Origin of the sequence: Serratia sp. K-E0102, from assembly GCF_029962625.1 — a bacterium.
GTDB classification, from domain to species: domain Bacteria; phylum Pseudomonadota; class Gammaproteobacteria; order Enterobacterales; family Enterobacteriaceae; genus Serratia; species Serratia sarumanii.
Genome location: NZ_CP124754.1, coordinates 3216146 through 3236848 on the forward strand (window position 1 = coordinate 3216146; position 20703 = coordinate 3236848).

At 63.2% G+C, this 20703-nt stretch carries 24 protein-coding genes and 1 pseudogene; 19 read left to right on the plus strand and 6 right to left on the minus strand.

All coding sequences use genetic code 11. From position 1 onward, the window contains the following. Positions 1 to 249 precede the first annotated feature (249 nt). The 13 genes from paaA to paaY all read left to right on the plus strand — a co-directional run bounded on the left by paaA (position 250) and on the right by paaY (position 11541). Complete coding sequence (gene paaA, locus SSARUM2_RS15440; protein WP_033635096.1) at positions 250 to 1188, plus strand: 1,2-phenylacetyl-CoA epoxidase subunit PaaA; 939 nt, start codon at positions 250 to 252, stop codon at positions 1186 to 1188. A 21-nt stretch (positions 1189 to 1209) separates the two neighbouring features. Next, complete coding sequence (paaB, locus tag SSARUM2_RS15445; protein ID WP_004935173.1) at positions 1210 to 1497, plus strand: 1,2-phenylacetyl-CoA epoxidase subunit PaaB; 288 nt, start codon at positions 1210 to 1212, stop codon at positions 1495 to 1497. Positions 1498 to 1505: 8 nt separating this feature from the next. Further along, positions 1506 to 2264 (plus strand): 1,2-phenylacetyl-CoA epoxidase subunit PaaC, encoded by a 759-nt coding sequence (paaC, locus tag SSARUM2_RS15450; RefSeq protein WP_060452563.1) that lies wholly within the window; start codon positions 1506 to 1508, stop codon positions 2262 to 2264. 9 nt (positions 2265 to 2273) lie between these two features. Further along, positions 2274 to 2771 carry a 1,2-phenylacetyl-CoA epoxidase subunit PaaD gene (gene paaD / locus SSARUM2_RS15455; protein WP_033653577.1) on the plus strand — a complete coding sequence of 166 codons (498 nt, stop codon included), beginning with the start codon at positions 2274 to 2276 and terminating at the stop codon, positions 2769 to 2771. Between the two features lie 13 nt (positions 2772 to 2784). Then, entirely contained in the window at positions 2785 to 3843 is a 1059-nt protein-coding gene (paaE, locus tag SSARUM2_RS15460) for a 1,2-phenylacetyl-CoA epoxidase subunit PaaE (RefSeq protein ID WP_060452562.1), read from the plus strand. An 8-nt stretch (positions 3844 to 3851) separates the two neighbouring features. Continuing rightward, positions 3852 to 4625, plus strand: coding sequence for a 2,3-dehydroadipyl-CoA hydratase PaaF (gene paaF / locus SSARUM2_RS15465; RefSeq protein WP_060451664.1), 774 nt, complete (start codon positions 3852 to 3854; stop codon positions 4623 to 4625). A gap of 3 nt (positions 4626 to 4628) precedes the next feature. Beyond that, positions 4629 to 5420 carry a 2-(1,2-epoxy-1,2-dihydrophenyl)acetyl-CoA isomerase PaaG gene (gene paaG / locus SSARUM2_RS15470; protein WP_033653574.1) on the plus strand — a complete coding sequence of 264 codons (792 nt, stop codon included), beginning with the start codon at positions 4629 to 4631 and terminating at the stop codon, positions 5418 to 5420. Between the two features lie 2 nt (positions 5421 to 5422). After that, positions 5423 to 6952, plus strand: coding sequence for a 3-hydroxyacyl-CoA dehydrogenase (locus SSARUM2_RS15475; RefSeq protein WP_060452561.1), 1530 nt, complete (start codon positions 5423 to 5425; stop codon positions 6950 to 6952). Further along, positions 6949 to 7389: a hydroxyphenylacetyl-CoA thioesterase PaaI gene (gene paaI / locus SSARUM2_RS15480; protein ID WP_033635105.1), complete on the plus strand. Its 441-nt coding sequence runs from the start codon at positions 6949 to 6951 to the stop codon at positions 7387 to 7389. Before SSARUM2_RS15475 ends, paaI begins: the two co-directional genes overlap by 4 nt. Then, positions 7386 to 8591, plus strand: a complete 1206-nt coding sequence (gene pcaF, locus SSARUM2_RS15485) for a 3-oxoadipyl-CoA thiolase (protein ID WP_060452560.1) — start codon at positions 7386 to 7388, stop codon at positions 8589 to 8591. Before paaI ends, pcaF begins: the two co-directional genes overlap by 4 nt. A 15-nt stretch (positions 8592 to 8606) precedes the next feature. Next, positions 8607 to 9914, plus strand: a complete 1308-nt coding sequence (gene paaK, locus SSARUM2_RS15490; RefSeq protein ID WP_041035743.1) for a phenylacetate--CoA ligase PaaK — start codon at positions 8607 to 8609, stop codon at positions 9912 to 9914. A gap of 79 nt (positions 9915 to 9993) precedes the next feature. After that, on the plus strand, positions 9994 to 10932 hold the full coding sequence (gene paaX, locus SSARUM2_RS15495) for a phenylacetic acid degradation operon negative regulatory protein PaaX (RefSeq protein WP_060452559.1): 939 nt from the start codon (positions 9994 to 9996) through the stop codon (positions 10930 to 10932). A 12-nt stretch (positions 10933 to 10944) separates the two neighbouring features. After that, positions 10945 to 11541, plus strand: coding sequence for a phenylacetic acid degradation protein PaaY (gene paaY, locus SSARUM2_RS15500; protein ID WP_033635110.1), 597 nt, complete (start codon positions 10945 to 10947; stop codon positions 11539 to 11541). Positions 11542 to 11579: 38 nt separating this feature from the next. Here paaY and SSARUM2_RS15505 read toward each other — a convergent pair whose 3' ends face one another. The 5 genes and pseudogenes from SSARUM2_RS15505 to SSARUM2_RS15525 all read right to left on the minus strand — a co-directional run bounded on the left by SSARUM2_RS15505 (position 11580) and on the right by SSARUM2_RS15525 (position 15503). Then, on the minus strand, positions 11580 to 12977 hold the full coding sequence (locus SSARUM2_RS15505; RefSeq protein ID WP_049197280.1) for an amino acid permease: 1398 nt from the start codon (positions 12975 to 12977) through the stop codon (positions 11580 to 11582). 118 nt (positions 12978 to 13095) lie between these two features. After that, positions 13096 to 13215 (minus strand): annotated as a pseudogene (locus SSARUM2_RS15510) (aromatic amino acid aminotransferase); the annotation flags it as partial. 58 nt (positions 13216 to 13273) lie between these two features. After that, complete coding sequence (locus SSARUM2_RS15515) at positions 13274 to 13645, minus strand: RidA family protein (RefSeq protein ID WP_060452558.1); 372 nt, start codon at positions 13643 to 13645, stop codon at positions 13274 to 13276. Position 13646: 1 nt separating this feature from the next. Continuing rightward, entirely contained in the window at positions 13647 to 14444 is a 798-nt protein-coding gene (locus tag SSARUM2_RS15520; protein WP_041035751.1) for an alpha/beta hydrolase, read from the minus strand. A 147-nt stretch (positions 14445 to 14591) separates the two neighbouring features. Next, positions 14592 to 15503: a LysR family transcriptional regulator gene (locus SSARUM2_RS15525; protein ID WP_033647869.1), complete on the minus strand. Its 912-nt coding sequence runs from the start codon at positions 15501 to 15503 to the stop codon at positions 14592 to 14594. Positions 15504 to 15601: 98 nt separating this feature from the next. Between SSARUM2_RS15525 and SSARUM2_RS15530 the strand changes: the two genes are divergently transcribed. Further along, complete coding sequence (locus SSARUM2_RS15530) at positions 15602 to 16219, plus strand: glutathione S-transferase (RefSeq protein WP_033647870.1); 618 nt, start codon at positions 15602 to 15604, stop codon at positions 16217 to 16219. Between the two features lie 4 nt (positions 16220 to 16223). After that, positions 16224 to 17138, plus strand: a complete 915-nt coding sequence (locus SSARUM2_RS15535; protein ID WP_047571483.1) for a pyridoxamine 5'-phosphate oxidase family protein — start codon at positions 16224 to 16226, stop codon at positions 17136 to 17138. Positions 17139 to 17176: 38 nt separating this feature from the next. Here the strand turns inward: SSARUM2_RS15535 and SSARUM2_RS15540 are convergent, their stop codons facing one another. Next, entirely contained in the window at positions 17177 to 17392 is a 216-nt protein-coding gene (locus tag SSARUM2_RS15540; RefSeq protein ID WP_033635117.1) for a glycogen synthase, read from the minus strand. Between the two features lie 211 nt (positions 17393 to 17603). On the opposite strand from SSARUM2_RS15540, the gene gabD reads away from it, so the two are divergent. The 4 genes from gabD (at position 17604) to SSARUM2_RS15560 (ending at position 20662) form a co-directional block, all read left to right on the plus strand. Next, positions 17604 to 19079, plus strand: a complete 1476-nt coding sequence (gene gabD / locus SSARUM2_RS15545; protein WP_060430511.1) for an NADP-dependent succinate-semialdehyde dehydrogenase — start codon at positions 17604 to 17606, stop codon at positions 19077 to 19079. Positions 19080 to 19180: 101 nt separating this feature from the next. Continuing rightward, positions 19181 to 19594 (plus strand): effector binding domain-containing protein, encoded by a 414-nt coding sequence (locus SSARUM2_RS15550; protein ID WP_060438523.1) that lies wholly within the window; start codon positions 19181 to 19183, stop codon positions 19592 to 19594. A 22-nt stretch (positions 19595 to 19616) separates the two neighbouring features. Further along, positions 19617 to 19985: a glyoxalase superfamily protein gene (locus SSARUM2_RS15555; RefSeq protein WP_172904844.1), complete on the plus strand. Its 369-nt coding sequence runs from the start codon at positions 19617 to 19619 to the stop codon at positions 19983 to 19985. A 233-nt stretch (positions 19986 to 20218) separates the two neighbouring features. Continuing rightward, on the plus strand, positions 20219 to 20662 hold the full coding sequence (locus tag SSARUM2_RS15560; protein ID WP_072269740.1) for a cupin domain-containing protein: 444 nt from the start codon (positions 20219 to 20221) through the stop codon (positions 20660 to 20662). Positions 20663 to 20703: the final 41 nt, after the last annotated feature.

The following is a 20703-nucleotide window of genomic DNA, read 5'->3' on the forward strand; positions in this document are numbered from 1 at the left end:
CCAAATCAAATTTTAACAAAAAGAGAACAAAAGGCGTTTTCAGACCGCTTAACCTGCCATAAACAAGGAATTAATCACTTTATTTATCAAATAAAATCAAATAAATAACAAAACCAATTGTGAGTGGCCTCGCAAAACCACATTAATTACGTTTGATCTTTTTGTTATCAGTTTGTAGCATTATGGTTAGTTAAAGTGATTCACATTTTTATGTTTAATGTGAAAAATACGAATCACCAAGAGGCAAGCATGACAACTGACGCACAGTATCAGCAGCATTTCGACGACAAGATCGCGGCGGATATCGCCATTGAGGCCAAAGACTGGATGCCGGACGCCTACCGTCAGAACCTGATTCGGCAGATTGGCCAACACGCCCACTCGGAAGTCATCGGCATGCTGCCGGAAGCCAACTGGCTGACGCGCGCCCCCACGCTGCGCCGCAAAGCGGTGCTGCTGGCCAAAGTGCAAGATGAGGCCGGCCACGGTCTGTACCTCTACAGCGCCGCCGAAACCCTCGGCTGTTCGCGCCAGGACATCTACCAAAAGATGCTCGACGGCAAGATGAAGTACTCCTCTATCTTCAATTACCCCACGCTCAACTGGGCGGATATCGGCGTGATCGGCTGGCTGGTCGACGGCGCCGCCATCGTCAACCAGGTGGCGCTGTGCCGCGCGTCCTACGGCCCCTATGCGCGGGCGATGGTGAAGATCTGCAAAGAGGAAAGCTTCCATCAGCGCCAGGGCTACGAGGCGGTAATGGCGATGGCCAACGGCAGCGACACGCAGCGCGCCATGCTGCAGGACGCCATCGATCGCTTCTGGTGGCCGGTGCTGATGATGTTCGGCCCGAGCGACGCCGACTCCCCCCACAGCGCCCAGAGCATGGCGTGGAAGATCAAACGCCACAGCAACGATGAGCTGCGGCAGAAGTTCGTCGACAACACCGTGCCGCAACTTGAAGCGCTCGGCATGACGGCGCCGGATCCGGAGCTGCGCTGGGACGCCGCCGCGGGCCACTATCGTTTCGGCGAAATCGACTGGAGCGAGCTGCATGAGGTGATCAAAGGGCGCGGCCAATGCAACCACGAACGCCTGCAGGCCAAACGCCGCGCCTGGGAAGACGGCGCCTGGGTGCGCGACGGCGCCATGGCCCACGCCGCGAAAAACGCCGCCTCCGCCGCATAGCCAACATAAGGAACCGAGATCATGAGCCACGTTGAATGGCCGCTGTATGAAGTGTTTATCCGCAGCAAACAAGGGCTGGCGCATCGCCACGTCGGCAGCCTGCACGCCGCCGACGACCAAATGGCGCTGGAAAACGCCCGCGACGCCTACACACGCCGCAACGAAGGTTGCTCGATCTGGGTGGTGCAGTCGCGCCATCTGATCGCCTCGCAGCCGGAAGATCGCGGCGCGTTCTTCGATCCGTCCGAAGACAAGATCTACCGTCATCCGACGTTTTACACCATTCCCGACGGCATCAAGAACATGTAGAGGCGACAATGACGGTTAACGATCCGCGCATCAGCTATTTACTCCGCCAGGGCGACACGCCACTGATCCTCGCCCAGCGCCTGTGCGCCTGGTGCGGCCACGCGCCCGAGCTGGAAATCGATCTGGCGCTGGCCAACATCGGGCTCGATCTGCTCGGCCAGGCGCGCAACTTCCTGGGCTACGCCGCCGAACTGGCCGGCCCGCCCTGCAGCGAAGACAGCCTGGCCTTCGGGCGCGACGAGCGCCAGTTTCATAACCTGCTGTTGGCGGAGCAGCCGAACGGCGGTTTCAACGACACGCTGGTGCGTCAATTCCTGCTCGATGCCTACCACGTACAGCTGCACCAGGCGCTGAGCCGCAGCCGCGACGCGCAGATCGCCGCCATCGCCGCCAAATCGCTGAAGGAGGCCGATTACCACCTGCGCTTCAGCCGCGGCTGGATGATCCGCCTCGGCGACGGCAACGACGTCAGCCACCGCAAGATCCAGCAATCACTGGATAACCTGTGGCGCTTCACCGCCGAGCTGTTCCACGCCGACCCGCTGGAGCTGGAACTGGCGGAACAAGGCATCGCCGTCGATCCGCGCGAACTGCAGGCCCCCTGGCAAGCGCAGGTGGAAGAGACGCTGCGCCAGGCGACGCTGGCGCTGCCTGCCGAGCAGGCGTTTCGGCACGGCGGCAAGCAAGGCCGGCACAGCGAACACCTCGGCCCGCTGCTGGCGGAGATGCAGTTCCTGCAGCGCGCCTATCCAAACGGGCAATGGTAGGAGGCCGCGATGAACGTCACCCGTTTGCAACCCGCCGAAATTCCGCAGATTTGGCACTGCCTGCAGCAGATCAGCGATCCCGAGCTGCCGGTGCTGTCGATCACCGATTTGGGCATGGTGCGCGACGTGGCGCGCGACGGCGCTGGCTGGCGCGTGACCTTCACTCCAACCTATTCCGGCTGCCCGGCCACCGAATTTCTGCTCAACGCCATCGAGCAGCGGCTGGCGGCCGCCGGCTTCAGCCCGGTGCAGGTGGACATTCGCCTCAGCCCGGCCTGGACCACCGACTGGATGAACGCCGACGCCCGCGAACGGCTGCGGCAATACGGCGTAGCGCCACCGCAGGGGCACACCTGCGATCGGCCACACGCCCACGGCCCGGTAGCCTGCCCGCGCTGCGGCAGCACCCACAGCGAGAAGATCAGCGAGTTCGGCTCCACCGCCTGTAAAGCGCTGTACCGCTGCTGCGACTGCCGGGAACCGTTCGATTATTTCAAATGCATATAGGAGCGCTGACACCATGACGGTCTTTCATCGCCTGAACGTCGCCGCCATCGAGCGCGAAACGCCGGACGCCGTAGCCATCACCCTGCGGGTGCCCGAAGAGCTGCAAAACCAATACCGCTATACCCCCGGCCAGCACCTGACGCTCAAGGCGTTGGTCAACGGCGAAGAGCTGCGGCGTTGCTACTCCATCTGCAGTTCGCCGCAGGAAGGCCTGCTGCAGATCGGCGTGAAGGCGATTGACCAGGGGCGCTTTTCCGGCTTCGTCAACCGCATGCTGAAGGTCGGCGACGCGCTGGAGGTGATGGTGCCACAGGGGCGCTTCGGCTACCAGCCGCAGGCAGAGCGCCACGGCAACTACCTGGCGATCGCCGCCGGCTCCGGCATCACGCCGATGCTGTCGATCATCAAGGCGACGCTGCAGCTCGAACCGGGCAGCAACTTCACCCTGATCTACGGCAACCGCAACAGCCGTTCGATGATGTTCAAAGAGGCACTGTCGGATCTGAAAAACCGCTACCCGCAGCGTTTTCAGCCGCTGTACCTGTTCAGCCAAGAAAGTCTCGACAGCCCGCTGCTCAGCGGCCGTATCGACCGCGAACGCCTCGCGGCGATCGGCGGCGCGCTGCTGGATTTCCGCGACTATGACCACGCCTTTATCTGCGGGCCGGAATCGATGATGGACGACGCGCAAACCGTGCTGGAACAGGCCGGCGTACCGGCCAATCACATCCACAGCGAGCGCTTCAACACCAGCGGCTTGGCCGCCCGCCCGCGCCACAGCGGCGATCGCAACGCCACCCGGGTGGCGATCCTGCTCGACGGCCGCCGGTTGGATATCGAGATCGGCGAACAGGACGACAGCATTCTCGACGCCGCGCTGCGCCAGGGCGCCGACCTGCCCTACGCCTGCAAAGGCGGCGTCTGCGCCACCTGCAAATGCCGTCTGAAAGCCGGCCAGGTGGAGATGGGCGTCAACTATAGCCTGGAGCCGGATCAGCTGGCGGCAGGCTACGTATTGAGCTGCCAGTCGTGGCCGAAAGGCGACGGCGTGGTATTGGACTTCGACGTCTAGGAGCCGCGATGGACACCCCCTTTATTTTACATCAGCAGCAGCACCGCGTGGTCACGCTGACGCTGCATCGCCCGGAGGCGCGCAACGCCCTGAGCACGCCGTGCCTGGAACAGCTGGTTGCCCGCCTGGAGCAGGCCGACGCCGACAGCGGCGTGGGCGCCGTGGTGATCGCCGGTGCGGCGCGCTTCTTCGCCGCCGGCGCCGATCTGCGCGAACTGCAACAGCAGGATCTGCCGGCCGCGCTGGCGGATCGCCGTCCGCAGCTGTGGCAGCGTCTGGCGCAGTTCAGCAAGCCGCTGCTGGCGGCGGTGAACGGTTATGCCCTGGGCGCCGGCTGTGAGCTGGCGCTGGCCTGCGACATCGTCATCGGCGGCGAAAGCGCCCGCTTCGGCCTGCCGGAGATCACCCTCGGCCTGATACCGGGCGCCGGGGGCACCCAGCGCCTGATCCGCTGCGTCGGCAAGTCGCGCGCCAGCCAGATGGTGCTGGCCGGCGAGCCTATCGACGCCCGCACCGCGCTGCAGGCCGGCCTGATCGGCGAAGTGTGCGTCGATGCCCTGACGCTGGAACGCACGCAGCAGATTGCCGAACGCATCAGCCGTCAGGCGCCGCTGGCGCTGCGCGCCGCCAAACAGGCGCTGAAACAGGCCGAGGAAACCGGCCTCAGCCAGGGGCTGGCGATGGAGCGTCAGCAGTTCGTCACCCTGGCCGCCACCGACGATCGCCGCGAAGGCATCGCCGCCTTTTTCGAAAAACGTACGCCAAACTATCAGGGGCGCTGATTTATGGATAACGCATTGATTCTCAGCCATCTCGACGCCGGCGTGTTGACGCTGACCCTCAACCGGCCGGATCGGCTCAACAGCTTTAACGACGAGATGCATCGCCAGCTGAGCGAAGCGCTGACGCAAGCCGAGCGCGACGACAGCGTGCGCTGCCTGCTGATCGCCGGCGCCGGGCGCGGTTTCTGCGCCGGGCAGGATCTCAACGATCGCAACGTCAGCGCCGATCAACAGGCGCCGGATCTCGGCCTGTCGGTCGAACGTTTCTACAACCCCCTGATCCGTCGCCTGACCGCCCTGCCGAAGCCGGTGGTGTGCGCGGTCAACGGCGTGGCGGCCGGCGCCGGCGCCGCGCTGGCCCTGGCGTGCGATATCGTCATCGCCGCCGACAATGCCAGCTTCATTCAGTCGTTCTGCCGTCTGGGGCTGGTGCCTGACTCCGGCGGCAGCTGGTTCCTGCCGCGGCTGGCCGGCCACGCCCGCGCGATGGGCATGGCCATGCTGGGTGACAAAATCAGCGCCCAACAGGCGCTGGCGTGGGGCATGATCTGGCAGGTAGTGCCGGCGGATGAATTGACTGACCGCACGCAAACGCTGGCGCGCCATCTGGCTACCCAGCCGACCTACGGCCTGGGGCTGATCAAGAAAGCCCTCTACAGCTCGGCCACCAACAGCCTCGATCAGCAGCTCGATCTGGAGCGCGATCTGCAACGCCTGGGCGGCCGCAGCGACGACTATCGCGAAGGCGTCAGCGCGTTCTTTGCCAAACGCACGCCCAACTTCAGCGGGAAATAGCCATGAACGCGCCCCTTATTAACGGCCAGGTGGCGGTGATCGGCGCCGGCACCATGGGCATCGGCATCGCCCAGGTGGCCGCCGCCGCCGGCCACCCGGTGCGGCTGTTCGATATCGCGCCCGCCGCCGCCCAGCGCGCGATCGACGATCTCGCTCGCCGCCTGCGCCAGCGGGTAGACGGCGGCAAGGCCGACGCCGCGCCCACCGAAGCGCTGCTGGCGCGCCTCGAACGCGCCGACTCGCTCGAGCAGCTGGCCGACTGCACGCTGGTGATTGAAGCGGTGGCGGAAAATTTGGCGATTAAGCAGAGCCTGTTCCGCGATCTGGAGGCGATCTGCTCGCCCACGACGCTGTTCGTAAGCAATACCTCTTCGCTGTCGATCACCGCCATCGCCGGCGCACTGCAACACCCGCAGCGCATGGCCGGGCTGCACTTCTTCAACCCAGCGCCGCTGATGAAACTGGTGGAGATCGTCAGCGGTCTGGAGACCGGTACCGAGACCCTCGCCGCGCTGCAGGCCCTGGCGCAGCGCTGGGGTAAGCAAAGCGTCGTGTGCCGCTCGACGCCCGGATTTATCGTCAACCGCGTGGCGCGGCCGTTCTATGCCGAAACCCTGCGCGCGCTTGAGGAACGGGTGGCCGACGCCGCCACGCTGGACGCGGTATTGCGCGACGCCGGCGGCTTCGCCATGGGCCCGCTGCAGTTGACCGATCTGATCGGCCAGGACGTCAATTACGCCGTGACCGAATCGGTGTATCAGGCCTTCTATCAGGATCCGCGCTTCACGCCCTCACTGGTGCAGCAGGAGCTGGTGGCGGCCGGGCGCCTCGGCCGCAAGTCCGGCCGCGGTTTCTACCGCTACGACGCACCGCGATCCGCCGCCGCGATCGCCTTTGCGCCTCCGGCGCAGGCCGCATTGCCGCAACGCGTTACGCTGCACGGCGACTGGTCTTCGCTGGCCGATTTGGCGGAACTGTTGATCGAAAATGCGGGGGCGATCAAACAACCCGGCCAGACCAGCCCGCACGTCACGATCGACGACGTTACACTGATGTTAACCAATGGTAAAACCGCCAGCCAACTGGCCGACGAACGTGGAACGCCCGTGGTGCTGTTCGATCTCTGTGCCGACTATGCGCACGCTTCCGCCATCGCCATCAGCTGCGCGGCGCAAAACGATGCGCAACACAATGCCAAAGCGATTCGCCTATTGCAGTCCCTTGGCAAGCAGGTCATTCAACTGCCGGACTACCCCGGCCTGCTGACGATGCGCACCCTGGCCATGCTGGCCAACGAAGCGCTCGACGTGGTGAACAAAGGCGTCGCCAGCGCCGAAGATACCGATCTGGCGATGCTGCGCGGCGTCAACTATCCGCGCGGCCCGCTGGCCTGGGGCGCCGCGCTCGGCTGGCGCCACATTCTGGCGACGCTGGAAAACCTGCAACGCTATTACGGCGAAGCGCGCTATCGCCCAATGCCGCTGCTGCGCCGCTACGCTTCCCCCGCCTCTTTCCCAGGAGCCGAACGATGAACGCCAATACGCCGCGCGCGCTGGCTCAGCGCTGCGCCGAACAGATGTTCCAGCAAGATACCTGCGCTCAGGCGATGGGAATGCACATCGACGCCGTCGACGCCGGATACGCTCAGGTCAGCATGACCGTCGGCCCGCAGATGCTCAACGGCCACCAGACCTGCCACGGCGGCCAGCTGTTCAGCCTGGCGGACACCGCCTTCGCCTACGCCTGCAACAGCCAGGGGTTGGCGGCGGTGGCCTCCGGCTGCAGCATCGACTTCGTCCGCCCGGCGCTGGCCGGCGACCGCCTCACCGCCAGCGCGGCGGTGCGCCATCAGGGCAAAGCCACCGGGCTGTATGACGTCGAGATCGTTAACCAACGGGGCAAAACCGTCGCCTGGTTCCGCGGCCGCGCGCACCGCCTCGGCCACAGCATTTTAGGAGATCAGGCATGAATCAGGCATTTATCTGCGACGGCGTGCGCACCCCGATCGGCCGCTATGGCGGCGCGCTGGCCCAGGTGCGCGCCGACGACCTGGCCGCCCTGCCGCTGCGCGTGCTGTTGGAACGCCATCCGCAGGTGGATTGGGCGCAGCTGGACGACGTGATCCTCGGCTGCGCCAACCAGGCCGGGGAAGACAACCGCAACCTGGCGCGCATGGCGCTGCTGCTGGCCGGATTGCCGGTCGGCGTGTCCGGCACCACGGTGAACCGCCTGTGCGGTTCAGGCCTGGATGCGCTGGCGATGGCGGCGCGCAGCATCAAAGCCGGCGACGCCGGGCTGCTGCTGGCGGGCGGCGCGGAATCGATGACCCGTGCGCCGCTGGTGATGGGCAAGGCCGACAGCGCCTTCAGCCGCCAGGCGCAGCTGTACGACACCACCCTCGGCTGGCGCTTCGTCAATCCGCGAATGCAGGCCGAGTTCGGCACCGATTCGATGCCGGAGACCGCCGAAAACGTCGCGGCACAGTTCAACATCAGCCGCGCCGATCAGGACGCCTTTGCGCTGCGCAGCCAGCAGCGCGCCGCCCGGGCGCAGGCGCTGGGCCACCTGGCGCAGGAGATAGCGCCCGTCAGCCTCAGCGGCAAAAAAGGCGCGGTGACGCTGTTTAGCCAGGATGAACACCCACGCCCCGACACTACCCTCGAGCAGCTGCAGGCGCTGAAAACCCCGTTCCGTCAGCCCGGCAGCGTCACCGCCGGCAACGCCTCAGGCCTGAACGACGGTGCGGCGGCGCTGATCGTCGCCTCCGAAGCGATGGCGGCGCGCCAGGGGCTGACGCCGCGCGCGCGCATCGTTGCCACCGCCACCTGCGGCGTAGAGCCGCGGCTGATGGGCATCGGCCCGCTGCCGGCCACCCGCAAGGTGCTGGAAATCGCCGGGCTGAGCCTGGCGCAGATGGACGTTATCGAACTGAACGAAGCGTTCGCCGCCCAGGCGTTGGCGGTGATGCGCCAGCTTGGCCTGCCGGACGATGCCCCGCAGGTCAACCCCAACGGCGGCGCGATCGCTCTGGGGCATCCGCTGGGGATGAGCGGCGCGCGCCTGGCGCTGGCCGCCCTGTTTGAACTGGAACGGCGAGCCGGCCGCTACGCGCTTTGCACCATGTGCATCGGCGTCGGCCAGGGCATCGCCATGATCATTGAGCGTGTCTGACCCCTGAGGCTAACCATGACAATAAATCCACAGCCCCTCGAAACGATCGAATTCGCCTCGCGCGATGAGATTGAAGCGTTGCAGTTGGCGCGTCTGAAGTGGACGCTGCACCACGCCTACGACAATGTGCCGATGTACAAACGCAAATTCGACCAGGCCGGCGTGCACCCCGACGATCTCAAACAGCTGAGCGATCTGGCGCGCTTCCCCTACACCACCAAGCAGGATCTGCGCGACAACTACCCGTTCGACACCTTCGCGGTGCCGATGGAACAGGTGGTGCGCATCCACGCTTCCTCGGGCACCACCGGCCGCCCGACGGTGGTGGGTTACACCCAGCGCGACATCGATAACTGGGCCGATATCGTCGCCCGCTGCCTGCGCGCCGGCGGCGCCACCGCCAAAGACAAGGTGCACGTCGCCTACGGTTACGGCCTGTTCACCGGCGGCCTTGGCGCGCACTACGGCGCGGAGCGGCTCGGCGCGACGGTGATCCCGATGTCCGGCGGCCAGACGGAACGCCAGGCGCAGCTGATCCTCGATTTCAAACCCGACATCATCATGGTGACGCCGTCCTATTGTCTGACGCTGATCGACGAGCTGGAACGCAAGATGGGCGGCGACGCGCGCGGCTGCTCGCTGCGGCTCGGCGTGTTCGGCGCCGAACCCTGGACCGAAGCCCTGCGCCACGAAATCGAAACCCGCATGGGCATCAAGGCGCTGGACATTTACGGCCTGTCGGAAGTGATGGGGCCGGGCGTGGCGATGGAGTGCCTGGAAAGCGGCGGCGGCCCCACCATTTGGGAAGACCACTTCCTGCCGGAGATCATCTGCCCGGAAACCGGCGTCGTCCTGCCGGACGGCGAGCACGGCGAACTGGTGTTCACCACCCTCACCAAAGAGGCGCTGCCGGTGATCCGCTACCGCACCCGCGATCTCACCCGGCTGCTGCCGGGCGACGCACGCCAGATGCGCCGCATGGGCAAAATCACCGGCCGCTCCGACGACATGCTGATCATCCGCGGCGTCAACGTCTTCCCGTCGCAGGTGGAAGAGCAGATCATGCAGTTCGAGCAACTGTCGCCGCACTATCAGCTGCAGGTCAGCCGCAGCGGGCACCTGGACACGCTGGCGGTGCGCGTCGAGCTGAAAGAATCGGCGCTCAGCCTCAGCCACCAGCAGCGTTGCGACATCTGCCACCAGCTGCGCCACCACATCAAATCGATCGTGGGCGTCAGCACCGACGTCAGCATCGCCAACTGCGGCGATATTCCGCGATCGGAAGGCAAAGCGCAGCGCGTGGTCGATTTGCGGCCGCGCTAAGGCGCACGGCGTCACGGATGACGCCGCCCCAAATTAAGCGTAATGTTATGGCTCATCGAATGCTAACCCATGGAAAAATATGGAACATAAACTGGATGAGTTCATTCGCCATGCCGTCGACGCGCAGCCGATCAGCGGCACCTCGCTGATCATTTCGCTGTACGGCGACGCGCTCAGCCACCGCGGCGGCGAAGTGTGGCTCGGCAGCCTGAGCGCGCTGCTGGAGGCCTTCGGCTTCGGCGATCGCTTCGTGCGCACCTCGGTGTTCCGCCTGCAAAAAGAAGGGTGGCTGGCGGTGGAGAAAATAGGCCGCCGCAGCTTCTACCGCTTGACCGAGCAAGGGATGCGCCAGTTCCGCCACGCCGAATCGAAAATCTATTTGCGTGAGCAGCCCGCCTGGGACGGCAAGTGGGAGCTGTTGCTGCTGGAAAGCGCCGAAAAAAACGCGCGCGCGCGGCTGAAAAAAGAGCTGGGCTGGCTCGGGTTCGGGCAAATCGCCAGCAACCTGATGGCCGCTCCTACCCATGCGCAAACCGACGTAACGGCGCTGCTCGGCGAGCTGAACGCCAGCGAGCAGGTGATTTATTTCCGCGCCGATTATCCCTACAACCGCTCCGAGCAAACCCTGCAGAAATTGGTGGCCGACTGCTGGTCGCTGAGCGAGGTGGCGGCCGGCTATCATGAGTTTATCGTCTCCTTCCGGCCGCTGATGGCGCTGCTGCGCGAAGTCGACCCGGCGGCGCTGACGCCGCTGCGCTGTTTCCAGATTAAGCTATTATTGATTCACTTCTTCCGTCGCGTGGTGTTGAAAGATCCGCTGCTGCCGGACGCGCTGCTGCCCGCGCAGTGGGAGGGCCAGATCGCCCGCAATCTGTGCATCAATCTCTATCAGCAGGTCGATCGCGCCGCGACGGAGTACGTCAGCGCGCTGGCGGAAACCACCATCGGCGCCCTGCCCGCGCCGGCCGCCGGCTACTATCGGCGCTTCGGCGGCCTGCCGCGCGACCCTACATATTAAGGAACTCACGCTATGCCTGTGTATCAGATTGACGGCCTGACGCCGGTCGTTGACCCCAGCAGTTACGTGCACCCGACGGCGGTGCTGATCGGCGACGTGATCGTCGGCAAACACGTGTACATCGGCCCGAACGCCAGCCTGCGCGGCGATTTTGGCCGCCTGGTGATCTGCGACGGCGCCAACATTCAGGACAACTGCGTGATGCACGGCTTCCCGCAGCAGGACACGGTGGTGGAAGAAGACGGCCATATCGGGCATGGCGCCATCCTGCACGGCTGCCGCATTCGCCGCAATGCGATGGTGGGCATGAATGCGGTGGTGATGGACGGCGCGGAGATCGGCGAGAACACCATCGTCGGCGCGATGGCGTTCGTCAAAGCCGCGGCGACTCTCGAAGCCAACAAGCTGGTGGTCGGCAGCCCGGCACGCGTGCTGCGCGATCTGACCGAGCAAGAACTGGCCTGGAAGATCGCCGGCACCCGCGAATATCAAGATCTGGTTCAGCGCTGCAAATCCTCGCTGCGCGAAGTGGCGCCGCTGACCGAAATCGAACCGGGCCGCCAGCGCCTGAGCTTCGGCGACCACCTGATCCCGAAAAGCCAGCTGTAATCCCCGGGGCTGAGGCGCGCCTCAGCCCCTCTCCCGCATTACTCCACCTCCGGCGCCTTGAACGGCGACGGCGCCGCCGCGCGGCGGCTTTGGAAGCGGTAGGCCGCCACCAGCAGCAAGGTGAACGGAATACCGAACCACAGCGTCATGCGGAAGAATTCGGTAAACGCGGTCGAGATCATCAGCGCCGCCATCAGCCCGGCGCCCAGCAAGGTGGTATAGGGGAACCCCCACATGCGGAATTTCAGGTGGGTCTGCCGATGCCGGCGGCGGAAGAACAGATGGGTGACGAAAATCATCAGCCAGGTAAAGCAGGCGCCATACACCGAAATGGACATCATGGCGGCGAACGAGGTTTCCGGCGCCACCAGGCTCAGCACGATAGACACCACGATGCCGATGCACGACATCGCCAGCGCATTGACCGGAATGCCGCGCCGGCTGACGCGCCCCAACGCCGCCGGCGCCTGCCCGGCACGCGACAGCGAGAACATCATGCGGGTGGTGATATACAGCTGGCTGTTCATCGCCGACAGCGCCGCCACCAGCACGATAAAGTTGAAAATACCGGCGGCGGCGGGCAGATGGATGACGTTCATCGCCATCAGGAACGGGCTTTCACCGGTGCCGGACTGGCGCCAGGGCACGATGGCCAGCATCAGGGCGATCGACAGCATGTAGAAGATGAACAGCCGCACGAGGGTGCCCTTGAACGCCGCCTTCACCGCAATCACCGGATTTTTCGCCTCGCCGGCGGCCACCGCGATCATTTCAATGCTCAGGTAGCTGAAGATGGACACGATCGTTGCGAACCACATGCCCTTGACGCCAAACGGCATGAAGCCGCCGGCGGTCAGGTTGCGCAGGCCGTAGGCCGGGTTGCCCGAGAACGCCAGCATGCCGAGACCGATCAGAATGAACGCCACGATCGCCGTCACTTTGACGGTGGACAGCGCGTATTCCACCTGGCCGAACGACTTCACGCCGATCACATTGACGACGATCACCGCCGCCGAGAACAGCAGCACCCACGGCCAGGTCGGCGTCGCCGGGAACCAGAACTGCATGTACATGCCGATGGCGGTAACTTCGGTGCCCACCGCCAGCACCACGCAAGACCAGTAGGAATAACGCACCAGAAAACCGAACAGCGGGCCGAGGTAGAATTCGGCATAGTCGCCGAACGAGCCGGGCGTCGGGTGTTCGGAGGTCATTTCCGCCAGGCACCCCATCAACAGCAGCGCAATAACGCCGCCGATCAGGTAGCTCAGCAATACCGCCGGCCCCGCCATCTGAATGGCGTAGGCGCTGCCGAGAAACAGCCCGGTGCCGATGGCGCCGCCGATCGCCAGCATCGACATCTGCCCGGCGGTAAGATGCTTGTTCAACCCGCCCTGACGGCGGGCGATATGCTCAAAATCATTCATCTGTGGCATGGCTGTGTTCCCGAGCGAAGTTAGGCGGTACGGGTGACGTCGAGAATGGCGGCGGTCACGTAGTCGATATTGCCGGGGTTGAGCCCCGGCAGGCACATGCGGCCGGGCGAAAATCATTCTGCCGGTCGTAATAGAGGCCAATGCCTAAATTCACTTTTTGCGGATTGGGATCCTGCAAATAGACACCCATCAGCGATGGAACAGAATCGGCCGCGGAAGGTGCAATCTGTTTAAACATGACGCATCCTTAACTCGTTATTGAATTAATATGAAGACGGACTTAATGAGAAATTAAATCAGGCGATGGCGCTGACGGTAATTTCTATTTTCATTCCCGGCACCACCAATTTTTCGACAATAACCGTGGAGCGATTGGGATAAGGATAATTAAAGTATTTCCGGTAAATATCATCGAGCAATTTAACGTCGTTAACGTCGGTGAGATAAACCATTACCTGCAGCACCTTATCGCTGTGGCTGCCCGCCGCCTTCAGCGTCTGGGCCAGGTTGTCGAAGGTTAACGCAATCTGTCGCTCCGGCGCGCCGGTCTCGATGCTGCCGTCCGCCCGCACCGGGCCGTGGGCGGTAAACAGCATGCCGCCGCCCCGGGTAGCCCAGGAAAAAGGCTGGCCGATCTCCGGCAGCCCGGTCGCTACGATTTCGCGCATGTCAGTGGTTCCCGTGGTGGTCAAGTTGGCGAAGCAGCGCGCCGTCGGCGGCGAACAACGCATCCAGAATGGTGAAATGATTGGCGCCGGGCACCGCGACCAGATCGGCCGGTAGCCCGCCTTGGCGCAGCGCCGCGTGATAGTGCTGCGACTGGCCGATCAGTTCCGGCAGCTCATCAGCGCCGTAATACAACGTGAGCGGCTTACTGCGCGCCGGCGGGTGACGCGCCGGGCTGAGCGTTTCAATCTGCCGCGCGGTCAGCTGCAGCGCCCGGTTGACATAGCTCTCTTGCAGCGGCGCCAGTTCGAACAGGCCGCTGACGGGAAAGACCGCATCCACCAACGCATGCCGCTGCCAAAACGCCGCCAGATGCCCGCCGGCGGAATGGCCGCACAGATGCACCGGATGGGCATAGTGCGGCGGCAGACGGCGCTGAATAGCATCAAGCGCCGCCCCCACCTGGCGACAAATAGCGTCAAGATTAACCGCCGGCGCCAGCGCATATTCCACCAGCACCACGTCAAAACCCAACGCCAACGGCCCGGCGGCGATAAAGGCGAAATCTGCCTTATCGCAGCATTGCCAATAGCCGCCGTGAATAAAAATTAACGTGCCCTGGTGCTGCTTTGCAGAATAAAGCCAATCAAACGTCTCGCGTTCGCTTTCGCCATACGCAATATTCTTTTCATGCTTAGCCTGATGATAAATAGCCGCGCTGCGAGTTTGAAATGAAGTCAAAATAGCGTCTTCATTATCCACCGTGGCGCCGTTGTCATAGCTCCCCGCAAGTTGTTTCATATATTAAACTTCGTTTATTATTTAAGATATGAATTAACTATTAGCACCGGCAACATTATTGTCAAGATGGGCGCATCAGCAATGCGCGCCCGGTAAAATAAAATGAGACAGGCGGCGAAAAAGTTTAACCCATGAAACTTTTCGCGCTTATTTTCCCCGCCCGTCCGGCTGAATTTGCGGCAATGCGCTGAGCCGTTCAAACGCATAATCCCAAAAGGCGCGCACCTTCAGCGGCATGCGCTGCGCCTGCTGCGCCACCAGCTGTACCGGCATCGGCAACGGTTCATGGTCCGCCAGCAGCCGTACCAGCGTGCCGGCGGCCAGATCGTCCGCTACCTGATACGAGAGCAGCCGGGCGATGCCCTTGCCGGCGCGCACCGCCAGCAGCTGCGCCTCCACGTCGTTGAGCAACAGCCGGGGAGCCAAGCGCACGCGCTCGCCGTTTTCCTGCGGGCCGAAGCGCCATTCGCGCAGCGACGGCCGCTGGGTGCCAACGATGGTGGCGTGCTCCGCCAGCTGCGCCGGCGAGCGCGGCTCGCCGCAGCGCGCCAGGTAAGCCGGGCTGGCGACCGTCACCCGGCTGACCTGCCCCAGCCGCCGCGCCACGCGGGAAGAGTCCTGCAGATGACCGATGCGCACCGCGATATCCAATCCTTCGTCGATCAGATCGAGATTGCGATCGTTCAACACCATTTCGATCTGCATCTGCGGATAGTCATCGAGAAACGCCATCACCACTGGCGCCACGTAGCGGCGGCCGAACTGCACCGGCGAGGTGACGCGCAGCAAGCCGCTCAGCTGCGCTTCGGCGGTATCCTGCACCACCGCCTGATAATCCTGCAGCAGCTGTTGCGCGCGCTCCAGCAGCCGCACGCCCGCCTCGGTAGGCGCCAGCCGCCGGGTGGTGCGTTCCACCAGTCGGGTGCCGAACCGCTGTTCCAGCGCGGCGATCGCCCGGGTGATCGCTGGCGCCGAGCGCCGCAGTTTGCGCCCGGCCGCCGCCAGACTGCCCTGCTGCACCACCGCCACGAAGATGGCCAACTCGTCTAACCGATCCATAGACTCTTCCGAAAAATGAAATTATCAATTTCCACATTGCCGGATTCCGTTCATTCGCCGCAAGAGTATGCTGAAAAAAAACAGTGAGGAGAAACGCCATGTCCACCATCACCCTCTACGGCACCCCGCTTTCCGGCCACGTTCACCGCGTGGCGTTGCTGCTGCGCATGCTGGCGCTGCCCTATGAATGGGTAGAAGCCTCGGCGGAGGTACGCCAGAGCGCGGCCTTTCGCCGGCTCAACCCGTTCGGCCAGATCCCGGTCTTGCAGGACGGCGATCTGACGCTGGCCGACAGCAACGCCATTCTGGTCTATCTGGTGAAACGCTATGCGCCGAACAGCCACTGGCTGCCGGAACAGCCGGCGGCGGCGGCGCGAGTGCAAGCCTGGCTTTCCAAAGCCGCCGGTGAAGTGCGCTACGGCCCGGCCTCCTGCCGGCTGATCGCCCAGTTCGCCGTGCCGGAGGATTATCAGGCGGCGCGGGCAATCAGCGATCGTTTTCTGCCGCAGATGGAGCAGCACCTGAGCGAGCGCGGCTATCTGGCCGGCGAACAGGCGACCATCGCCGATCTGGCCTGCTACAGCTATGTGGCGGTCGCGGCCGAAGGCGGCATTTCGCTGGCGCCTTACCCCGCCATACGCCGCTGGGTGGCGAGCATCGCGGCGCTTCCCGGCTTCTTCGCCATGCCGGCCCTGCCGGAACCGGCGGCGAGCTGACGCCATGATCCCGCAACGGTTCCACCCCGATGAGCTGCGCGCGCAAACGCTGGCCGGTTTCGATCGCGTGGGCGGCGGCATCTACCCCGCGATGCCGGATCAGCACCGCGCGTTTTTCGCCGCGTTGCCCTACCTGTTCGTCGCCACGGTGGACGAACAGGGCTGGCCCATCGCCACCCTGTTCAGCGGCCCGCCCGGGTTTTTACGCACGCCGGACGACACGCACCTGCGCATCAGCGCGCCGCGCCGCAGCGACGATCCCGCCCAGGCGCTGTTGCTGCCCGGCAAACCGGTCGGTGCGCTCGGGCTCGACTTCAGCAACCGGCGGCGCAACCGCGCCAACGGCATCGTCGGCCGCACCGACAAAAACCGGGTGGAGATCGTCGTTCACCAAAGCTTCGGCAACTGCCCGCAGTACATTCAGCGCCGCGAACTCTACCCGGTGGAGAGCCGGCCACAGCCGGTTGAGCATTTAGCTTCGCTCGATGCGGCGGCGCAGGCGCTGATCCGCACCGCGGACACCAGCTTCGTCGCCAGCGGCGCGCACCTGGAACTGGCGCAGGGCGGCGTCGATATTTCCCATCGCGGCGGGCGGCCCGGCTTTATCCATCTGGCAGGCGACACGCTGTGGATGCCGGACTTTCGCGGCAACCGCTATATGAATACGCTGGGCAACCTGCTGGCCGAACCGCGGGCGGCGCTGCTGTTCATCGATTTTGAGCGCGGCGACGTGCTGCATCTGCAGGGAAAAACGCAGATCCTCTGGCAGGCGGAAGGACATCCCGGCGTTGAAGGGGCGGAACGCTATTGGCGGTTTGACGTTCACCGCGCCTGGCGCTTTGCGGCGGCGCTGCCGTGGCGGGGACGCGATCTGGAATATTCGCCGGCGACGCTGGCGACCGGGGTGTGGCGCCGCTGAAATGAAAAGCCCCGCTGCGGCGGGGCTGAATCGGAAGATTACAGGCTGTGTTCGGCCGCCGATGCGGCCTGATAAAGCTGACGAAAATAACTCAACCGCGCAAAGAACAGGCGGCTTTGCTGTTCCGACATATTGCCGGCCACCTGCCCGGCGTCAATCTGCCGCCCTTGCCATTCCATCAGGGCGATGCTCGACGCCAAAAAATCCATTTCGCTGCCGTAGGCCGCGAGATGTCTGTCCACTGATTTCATCATTCGCACACTCCTTTTAATCACATCGAAAAGGGTCATATGCCTGCTCTTTCAGTATCGGCCCGGCGGCGGATATTTTTTGTACAGAAGGTGCGCATGAAGAAAACGCTCATCTTGTCGCCACGCTGGCAAACGGCGGCGGCAAAGTTTGCTAGGGTAAAGGGTAGCCGTATGGGATAGACCATTCTGTTGAACTCAGCAAAGGAAGAGAACAATGAGCACCAGCATTAGCGCTACCCTCAAGGATCCCACGCTGTTCCGCGAGGCCAATTACATCGACGGGCAATGGTTGCCGGCCCAAGCAGGCCGTTCGATCGCCATTCATAATCCCGCCAACGGCGAGCTGGTCGGCCACGTGCCGGCCTTCGGCGCCGAAGAAACCGCGCGCGCCATCGCCGCCGCCAAGAAGGCGCAGCCCGCCTGGCGTGCGCTGACCGCCAAAGAACGCGCCGGCAAACTGCGGCGGCTGTTTGAACTGATGATGGAAAATCAGGACGATCTGGCACGCATCATGACGGCGGAACAGGGTAAACCGCTGGCTGAAAGCCGCGGTGAGATCGCCTATGCCGCCTCCTTTATCGAATGGTTCGCCGAGGAAGGCAAGCGGGTCTACGGCGACACCATTCCGCAGCCCCAGGCGGGCCGCCGCATCATCGTGCAGAAAGAGCCGATCGGCGTGTTCGCCGCCATCACCCCGTGGAACTTTCCGGCGGCGATGATCACCCGCAAAGCCGGCCCCGGCTGGGCGGCGGGCTGTACCGGGGTGATCCGCCCCGCCAGCCAGACCCCGTTCTCGGCGCTGGCGATCGCCGTGCTGGCGGAGCGCGCCGGGCTGCCCGCCGGGGTGTGCAACGTGATCACCGGCCCCAGTAAAGGCATCGGCGGCGAGCTCACCGCCAACCCGGACGTGCGTAAACTCTCCTTCACCGGCAGCACCGAAGTCGGCGCGCAGCTGCTGGCCCAGTGTGCGCCCACCATCAAGAAAACCAGTATGGAGCTGGGCGGCAACGCGCCGTTTATCGTGTTCGACGACGCCGATCTGGACGCCGCCGTGGCCGGCGCGGTCGCCTCGAAATACCGCAACGCCGGCCAGACCTGCGTCTGCACCAACCGTTTTCTGGTGCAGGACGGCGTGTACGACGCCTTCGCCGCCAAACTGAAAGCCGCCGTCGCCAAGCTGAAAGTCGGCAACGGCCTGGATGACGGCGTCACCATCGGCCCGTTGATTAACCCGGACGCGGTGGAGAAAGTGCGCGAGCATATCGCCGACGCCGTCGAGCACGGCGCCTCGGTGCTGCTGGGCGGCAAGCCTGCCGCGCTGGGCGGCAATTTCTTCACCCCGACCATCCTGACCGACGTGCCGCGCACGGCGAAAATCTTCCGCGAGGAGACGTTCGGCCCGGTGGCGCCCCTGATCCGCTTCAACCAGGAAGCGGAAGCCATCGAACTGGCCAACGACACGCCGTTCGGCCTGGCCGCTTACTTCTACAGCCGCGACATCGGCCGGGTGATGCGCGTGGCCGAAGCGCTGGAGTACGGCATCGTCGGCATCAACGAAGGGCTGATTTCCACCGAGGTGGCGCCGTTCGGCGGCATGAAGCACTCCGGTTTGGGCCGCGAAGGCTCAAAATACGGCATCGAGGACTATCTCGAGATCAAATACCTGTGCCTTGGTGGTTTGGGCGCTTGATGCGATCGGCCTCCGCGTCTGCGGGGGCCCTGTCTGGCGGATCCGGAAAGCCTTTGCTACCTTTAGGCCTCTCGTTCGAACGGTTAAAAGGAATTTCCAGTATGCAACCTCTCGTGGTACAGCTGCCCGGCTTTTACGTCGCCGGCCAAACGGTCAGAACCACCAATCAGGACGAAACCCGGCCCGAGACGGCAAAAATCCCGGCGCTGTGGTCAGACTTTTTCGCCACCTCACCCACCACGCCGGTCTATGGGGTCTACTCCAACTACGCCTCCGACGCCGGCGGGCCGTTTGACGTCACCGTCGGCAGCGCGGCAGAGAGCGGTTTGCACATCCAACCCGGCCGCTATCTGGTGTTCCAGGCCCGTGGCGCCATGCCGGCGGCGGTTATCGCAGGCTGGCAAGCCATCTGGGCCTACTTCGAGCAACACCCGGAAATCGAACGCCGCTTCCTGACCGACTTCGAAGCCTATACCGGCCCCGAGGCGGTCGATATCCATATCGGCTGCCGCTAACGTAACAGTGAGATCGACGATGATCACCTTCTCCCCCGCCATTCCGATCCTGCGCATTTTTGCGGTCGATAAGGCCAAAGAGTTTTATTTGGACTTTCTCTGCTTCACGCTGGAGTGGGAGCACCGTTTCAGCGAAGATCTGCCGCTGTACATGCAGGTGACCCGCGCCGGATTGACGCTGCACCTGAGCGAACACTATGGCGACAGCACGCCCGGCGCCGCTATTTTCATCCCGGTACACGATATCGACGCGCTGCACCGGGAGCTCACGGCCAAAAACTACCGCTATGCCCGGCCGGGGTTGGAGGTTGTCGACTGGGGCAAAGAGCTGAACCTGACCGATCCGTTCGGCAACCGCCTGCGGTTTTGCGAGCAGAGTGGATCGGAATGAATGTGATAACGTTCATGAGTCCATTTTACCGTTCCACCGGATGAAAATACTATTTTCAATCTCGTAAAATTGAAAAACGCTCATTACATTCATTTAGTCAAAAATATTCACCGCTGTGCTTAAAAAAAGTTACTTTCGGCAGGAAATGGGCTTTGCTATAAATTCCCCATCCGATGTAAGCACCTCGTTATAACAACATCGTGATCTCCCTTAAACATTGCCGGAGTGCACTTATGAAAAGTCACATTTTAATATCCACAATAGTCCTTCTGACGTCCGTTTCCGCATTTTCCAAAGATCAAAATACGGCTTCTGCTAAAGTAGAGCAGCTGGTGGAAAGTACGTCAGCCTGGGATGGCACACCCTACAAAAGTTATCCATCCGGCCAACCTGATCTAAGAGTCATCAGAATGACGATTCCTGCCAACACGGCACTTCCCTGGCATACACACCCCTATCCAAACGCAGGTTATGTTTTAAAAGGCCAGCTTACTATCGAAGACAGAGACTCTGGTAAAAAACAAACGTTTAAAACTGGTGAGGCCTTTCCTGAAACGGTCGGAGGCGTACATCGTGGTATCAGTGGGAATACCGAGACAGTGCTGATATTGACTTATTCTGCAGTCAAGGGTGTTCCGACATTTACATCAGAGCCAGGCGAAGTGGATGAGTATTGATAACTGAAACTGAGCCGCATGCTTTTTCAATTTAGATATCC

What these genes read in the sequence shown, in the direction of transcription:
- SSARUM2_RS15475 (WP_060452561.1), top strand. Translation starts at nt 5,423, where the DNA reads ATGAACGCGCCCCTTATTAACGGCCAGGTGGCGGTGATCGGCGCCGGC.
- SSARUM2_RS15550 (WP_060438523.1), top strand. Translation starts at nt 19,181, where the DNA reads ATGCAACCTCTCGTGGTACAGCTGCCCGGCTTTTACGTCGCCGGCCAA.
- paaC (WP_060452563.1), top strand. Translation starts at nt 1,506, where the DNA reads ATGACGGTTAACGATCCGCGCATCAGCTATTTACTCCGCCAGGGCGAC.
- paaY (WP_033635110.1), top strand. Translation starts at nt 10,945, where the DNA reads ATGCCTGTGTATCAGATTGACGGCCTGACGCCGGTCGTTGACCCCAGC.
- SSARUM2_RS15560 (WP_072269740.1), top strand. Translation starts at nt 20,219, where the DNA reads ATGAAAAGTCACATTTTAATATCCACAATAGTCCTTCTGACGTCCGTT.
- SSARUM2_RS15540 (WP_033635117.1), bottom strand. Translation starts at nt 17,392, where the DNA reads ATGATGAAATCAGTGGACAGACATCTCGCGGCCTACGGCAGCGAAATG.
- paaB (WP_004935173.1), top strand. Translation starts at nt 1,210, where the DNA reads ATGAGCCACGTTGAATGGCCGCTGTATGAAGTGTTTATCCGCAGCAAA.
- paaG (WP_033653574.1), top strand. Translation starts at nt 4,629, where the DNA reads ATGGATAACGCATTGATTCTCAGCCATCTCGACGCCGGCGTGTTGACG.
- paaI (WP_033635105.1), top strand. Translation starts at nt 6,949, where the DNA reads ATGAACGCCAATACGCCGCGCGCGCTGGCTCAGCGCTGCGCCGAACAG.
- SSARUM2_RS15515 (WP_060452558.1), bottom strand. Translation starts at nt 13,645, where the DNA reads ATGCGCGAAATCGTAGCGACCGGGCTGCCGGAGATCGGCCAGCCTTTT.
- pcaF (WP_060452560.1), top strand. Translation starts at nt 7,386, where the DNA reads ATGAATCAGGCATTTATCTGCGACGGCGTGCGCACCCCGATCGGCCGC.
- paaD (WP_033653577.1), top strand. Translation starts at nt 2,274, where the DNA reads ATGAACGTCACCCGTTTGCAACCCGCCGAAATTCCGCAGATTTGGCAC.
- SSARUM2_RS15535 (WP_047571483.1), top strand. Translation starts at nt 16,224, where the DNA reads ATGATCCCGCAACGGTTCCACCCCGATGAGCTGCGCGCGCAAACGCTG.
- paaF (WP_060451664.1), top strand. Translation starts at nt 3,852, where the DNA reads ATGGACACCCCCTTTATTTTACATCAGCAGCAGCACCGCGTGGTCACG.
- SSARUM2_RS15520 (WP_041035751.1), bottom strand. Translation starts at nt 14,444, where the DNA reads ATGAAACAACTTGCGGGGAGCTATGACAACGGCGCCACGGTGGATAAT.
- paaA (WP_033635096.1), top strand. Translation starts at nt 250, where the DNA reads ATGACAACTGACGCACAGTATCAGCAGCATTTCGACGACAAGATCGCG.
- paaK (WP_041035743.1), top strand. Translation starts at nt 8,607, where the DNA reads ATGACAATAAATCCACAGCCCCTCGAAACGATCGAATTCGCCTCGCGC.
- SSARUM2_RS15505 (WP_049197280.1), bottom strand. Translation starts at nt 12,977, where the DNA reads ATGCCACAGATGAATGATTTTGAGCATATCGCCCGCCGTCAGGGCGGG.
- paaE (WP_060452562.1), top strand. Translation starts at nt 2,785, where the DNA reads ATGACGGTCTTTCATCGCCTGAACGTCGCCGCCATCGAGCGCGAAACG.
- paaX (WP_060452559.1), top strand. Translation starts at nt 9,994, where the DNA reads ATGGAACATAAACTGGATGAGTTCATTCGCCATGCCGTCGACGCGCAG.
- SSARUM2_RS15530 (WP_033647870.1), top strand. Translation starts at nt 15,602, where the DNA reads ATGTCCACCATCACCCTCTACGGCACCCCGCTTTCCGGCCACGTTCAC.
- SSARUM2_RS15525 (WP_033647869.1), bottom strand. Translation starts at nt 15,503, where the DNA reads ATGGATCGGTTAGACGAGTTGGCCATCTTCGTGGCGGTGGTGCAGCAG.
- gabD (WP_060430511.1), top strand. Translation starts at nt 17,604, where the DNA reads ATGAGCACCAGCATTAGCGCTACCCTCAAGGATCCCACGCTGTTCCGC.